Below are 4,407 nucleotides of genomic sequence, written 5' to 3' on the forward strand. Positions count from 1 at the left end.
CCGCTACCGTCATCTTCTGGTTATGAGTCCAGAGCCTAGGTGAGTATTCGAGTTTGTCAACAGGGCCTAGCACCTTGAGCAATCGAAGCCCCTGCCACCAATCTGCTGCGCAGGATGAAAAGGCGCGGAATTCGCTCCTAATTTCTTCGCTAAAATGTCAAACATATGGGACAAGCCGGATCGAGTTCTACCCAAGCGGCAAGGGCGAGTTCTTGCTTCTATTTTGAAGTACAAGCGTGTTCGCTATGATCATGACAAGACCAAACCAGGGCATGTCGTGGACGCGGTCAAGCGTCATAAGGATCATCGCGAATACTCCGAAAGACGCGAGCGCAAGGTCTCGGGATTTCAAGATGAAGCGATAGATGATTAGGCCGAATACTAGGAAGGTAAACGGGAATCCGAACTCAGCGGCCATGACGGATACGCTCGAATAAGGCTTATTCGAGCTAGAGCTGATAGCCCAAAGGTCTTGAGAAAAAACAGACATCACAGGCTCCATATATCGCGCGTGATATTCTGGTGTGAACATACCCGGAAGGTCAGGGAGGGAAAAGGTCGACAGTTCGCCACCCACATCACTCGTCCAAAAAGCGGCTTGGCCGCCGTACTGGCCAATTCCTCCGCCTGTGAGGAGTGTGACAGGCTGATCCGAGAAGACCTGAGAGGCGATGATGAACTGGAAAATCTTCGGATGCAGCCCGAAAGTTACGGCAAAAGACCCGGAAACGGTCTCCAGCCGATAGGACACGTAAGACCCTACCACAATCAATGCAATGGATGTGACTATCACGCCTAGAACAGGGCGGCGAACAAAATAACATGTCAAACCGACCGCTCCGGAGATGATTGCCAAGATATAGTTGGGCATCAAGAAATTAAGGACCGCGACCGCAAGAAAGCTCCAGCGCATCCGACCCGTAGCTTGCTGCTGGTGAAGTTCCGTAATGATTCCAGCAAATCCAAGTATGGTTACAATCTTTGCACCGCCGAGCCCGAACGCGGCGTAGTAATAGTCAGGTAGATAATGGATGTACGGGAGCCTAGCTGGAAATCCCATCAAGACCAAGCTAAACATACTGGTCAAGAAGGCCGTCACTTGGAATGCGCGCATCAGTGCGGCCGGATTGATCCTAGGGTAATCCACATTGGCGCCAAATGCGCCGAGCAAGAAGGCGAAGCATAGAGCATACTCCAGCGCCGCCACGGTTGGCGAGATATTTACTCTAAAAGTATTCAGAGACAGTGACGCAACAATGAACGCCAGAACAAGAAGGTGCCTCGGCAGCCAGTCTGAAATTCGAGTGGCAAAGAATGGTGCAACGCAATAGGCTGGGTAAGCCAACGCTGAACGTGGCAGAAAGGTCAGTGCGGTTGTCAATATATATTGTAGTCGGGCCTTTCTGATTACCATGGTAGATTTCTGCCCAAATTGGCCTCTAGCTTCTCTTTCTCTCCCGAAAAGGCTTCTCTTAGTTTCTCATATACTTCGGGCTTCACTTTGTCGCTGTACACTCCGACATTGCGCGGCTTTACAGTCCGTAGAGGACTTGGCTTGAGGCCGAGGAAATCGTAGCATTCCCCTACTACCGTTTCGGGATCGGCAAACAGTCTGTTGCTCGTTTCTATATAGAAATTCTCCTTGGGAAAGATCGAGAAATAGCGCTCGAGCTGCTTGGAATAGTGCCCGCGCGCGATATAGCTGAAGCTCTGCTCTTGCGTGCGGTTTTCGTGGTGCCGTCCCACCAACCGGTGACCTTCTTTTCCGATGCGCCGCTCCTCTGCATCAAGCGCCTCTTCGATGGGTAAAGTTTCGTATCCCAGTCGCCGCGCATGGAAATAGTGAGAAATTGCCCGATCCACTGGGTCTCTTAGCAACACGATGAAACGAGTCTCACTTGGCACCGCATTTATAATGCGCTGTGCCGCTTCGGGGTCGTACAGGTAGCAAGGGGTGGCCTCGCCAGTGACCCTGCCATCATCAGGAAAATTTGACTTGTACCAGTCGAGACCCCATTTGAAATTCCGATCGAAGAAGGCAATCTCCTTCGTGCGTGCAGAGTTCGCATCAGGGTGGCGCATGATGAGGTCGTACAGCGTCGTAGTTCCAGCCTTCTGCGCTCCTAAGATCAGGAAATGCGGCCACCGCCCTGTCTGCCCGACCATCTGCCTGACTTTCTGTGCTCCCCTCTGGGCAAGGTAGACTTCCGGCCGGATAGCATTTCGCAAGGCCTGCGGCATTATCCTCTTTGCGCTCTCGCTCAAGTCCATCTCTCAGATCACCCTAGATTGCTCTTGTCGATTTTTAAGCACCCTGATGTCCCACGGAACGACGGAAAGTCCTGCGTGGCACTTCCACACAATGTGCAGGTTCCATGCCGCCATTATGAAAGCTGCGGCAATAGCGGTTCCCGATATCCCTCCGAACATTGCTCCCATCGGTAGAGCAGCTAGCCCCGCAATACTCCAGAATCCCATGATCATCGTATTCTGGCGTTCGAGGCCAGCCATGTTCATCAGCATGGTATTTGGCCCGCACAGAGTATTAACTGCCTGGCCTGCCGTTAGGATCATAAGAGCCGGAAAGGCATCGCTGTAGTTCTCGGAGAAAAGCACTAAGGCGATGCGGCCGAAGATCAAATAGGCTCCACATCCAACCAAGCAAATCGCACCAGAGATCAAAGAACTGAGTGTTATCAGGCGGCGAACCTGGTCAAGTCGTCCCGCGTGAAACTCTCTCGACAAAACTGGTCCTACAACCTGGTTGACCGCGATCAGCGCAATAGACAACAACTTGGCGATTCGATCTGCTGCAAAATACGCGCCGGCTGCGGTCGGGCCAAGGAAAATTCCGACGATGATTGTTCCTGAGTGGGTGGATAAAGGACCGACCGTTGCGCTGAGCCAGAGCCAGAGAGAAGTTCGCATCATAAGGCGGCGATCTTGGGGCGACAACTTTTCTGGGGGCGCAATGTCACGGTAAACCAGCCACAGCTGGAGGAGGGTAACTCCCCATAGCGTTCCTGAGGCGATATATATTAGCGTCACACCACTCGTTCTTCCGATCAAGAAAAGAAATGAAATACTCAGAAGCCGCCAGAGGACCTCTCTCCCAGAAAGCGAGACAAGCACTTCGCCACGAGCCCGAAGACAGCTTTGGGCGAATTCGCTAAATGCGAATGCGAGTGACAAAGTGATAAGTGCCCCTGCAGGCTGCAGAACTTCCGGCGTCGTGAATTGAAGCGCTGGCAGCAGAAAAATAATGCCTAAGATAATTAGAGCGCCCAGTGTGGAAGTTTGTATTACGCGTACAACCGACCATCTGGCGGCTTGATCAGCCTTCGCCCGCGTCTCTCTTTCATCGAACGCCGGCCAAAATCGAAGAATCGTCAGGTGCTGCCCTGCTAGGAACGCGAATCCTAAGATCGTTGCGAGAGAGAAAATCGCGGCAAATTTTCCATACTCTACATCGCTGCTGAGATTCGAGGCCACCAGGAAGAACAGAAATGTCAGTCCAATTCCGGAAACTTTGAGCGCCGCCGACAGAACAGTAAGTCGAATAATTTTCTTCATAGCGGCACGCTCTTGAGATCCGGCCAACGTTGAACTGTGTGATGTTCGGTAATGAGGCCGGCGCAGCGGAGCTTCAGCTCGTGAAAGCGTCGGCCGTTGAACCCCTTACGAATGCCCGCACACCGGGCTGATCCGTGTGGGGCATTGTGCTCCAGATTACGAAGAAAACAACAGGCATTGGTGACGGTTTTGGCAGGAGGATAGGTGCGCACGAAGATCCATTGTTGTTGTACTGTTGATCTCAACGAAGCGCGTGCTTGTGAAGAGAAATCAGCGTTCGCACCGTTCGTGCGGGTCTTGCGCAGAGGTTCGATCTCGCCATGAAGAGCGGCGTCTGGTGCAAGTCTATGGGATCACCGGGGGCAGGACAACGTGGAACTGGAAAGCCTGCAGAGGTCCGGTGGCGCGCCTAGTCCCGGTGTTGGGGGCGAGCGCATGTGTGTGACAGCATATCGATCTGGCTGGACGCCCTGTACGCGAGGATCCGTGTGCCATCGCTGGGCGAGGCGCGCCGTTGTGGAACAGGTTTACGCCTAGCCTGATCATGTCCGGAAGCTGGGGTGCAGGTCCGGCGGCAGCGCTTCTAGCTTGGGCGGACCTGCCTATCGTGACACTTACTGGGGGCGGTTTCCTCCTCGGTAGCCGCGGCCACGAACCTTTCTCGAGGTGTAGCTCCGATCAAACCTCTTCTTAATCCGATGATCGTCGCCCAAATTAGCGAAGCACACGGCTTTCGAGCGCCAAGCCGCCGATCGCGCAGGGGATAGCGCGATGCCGATCAACGGGCATTGTTGCGTAACTCACGCCTGAGGCGTGACTTCCCCTTTGCCCGCC

The 4,407-nt window shown here is 53.6% G+C and carries 3 protein-coding genes; all 3 read right to left on the reverse strand.

Features of this window, described 5'->3' with window-relative positions:
* Positions 1-187 precede the first annotated feature (187 nt).
* Genes ACFDS3_RS19230 through ACFDS3_RS19240 form a run of 3 tightly spaced genes read right to left on the reverse strand, consistent with a single transcriptional unit; the run spans position 188 to position 3,573 of the window.
* Positions 188-1,414: a hypothetical protein gene (locus ACFDS3_RS19230; RefSeq protein ID WP_375263953.1), complete on the reverse strand. Its 1,227-nt coding sequence runs from the start codon at positions 1,412-1,414 to the stop codon at positions 188-190.
* Positions 1,408-2,265, reverse strand: a complete 858-nt coding sequence (locus ACFDS3_RS19235) for a sulfotransferase domain-containing protein (RefSeq protein WP_375263954.1) — start codon at positions 2,263-2,265, stop codon at positions 1,408-1,410. The genes ACFDS3_RS19230 and ACFDS3_RS19235 overlap by 7 nt, the downstream gene beginning before the upstream one ends.
* Before the next feature lie 9 nt (positions 2,266-2,274).
* Positions 2,275-3,573, reverse strand: a complete 1,299-nt coding sequence (locus ACFDS3_RS19240) for a lipopolysaccharide biosynthesis protein (RefSeq protein ID WP_375263955.1) — start codon at positions 3,571-3,573, stop codon at positions 2,275-2,277.
* Positions 3,574-4,407: the final 834 nt, after the last annotated feature.

The organism is Palleronia sp., from assembly GCF_042089775.1.
GTDB lineage: Bacteria > Pseudomonadota > Alphaproteobacteria > Rhodobacterales > Rhodobacteraceae > Palleronia.

Bases quoted from the DNA above. Each gene is read 5' to 3' on its own strand.
- ACFDS3_RS19230 (WP_375263953.1), bottom strand. From the start codon at position 1,414: ATGGTAATCAGAAAGGCCCGACTACAATATATATTGACAACCGCACTG.
- ACFDS3_RS19240 (WP_375263955.1), bottom strand. From the start codon at position 3,573: ATGAAGAAAATTATTCGACTTACTGTTCTGTCGGCGGCGCTCAAAGTT.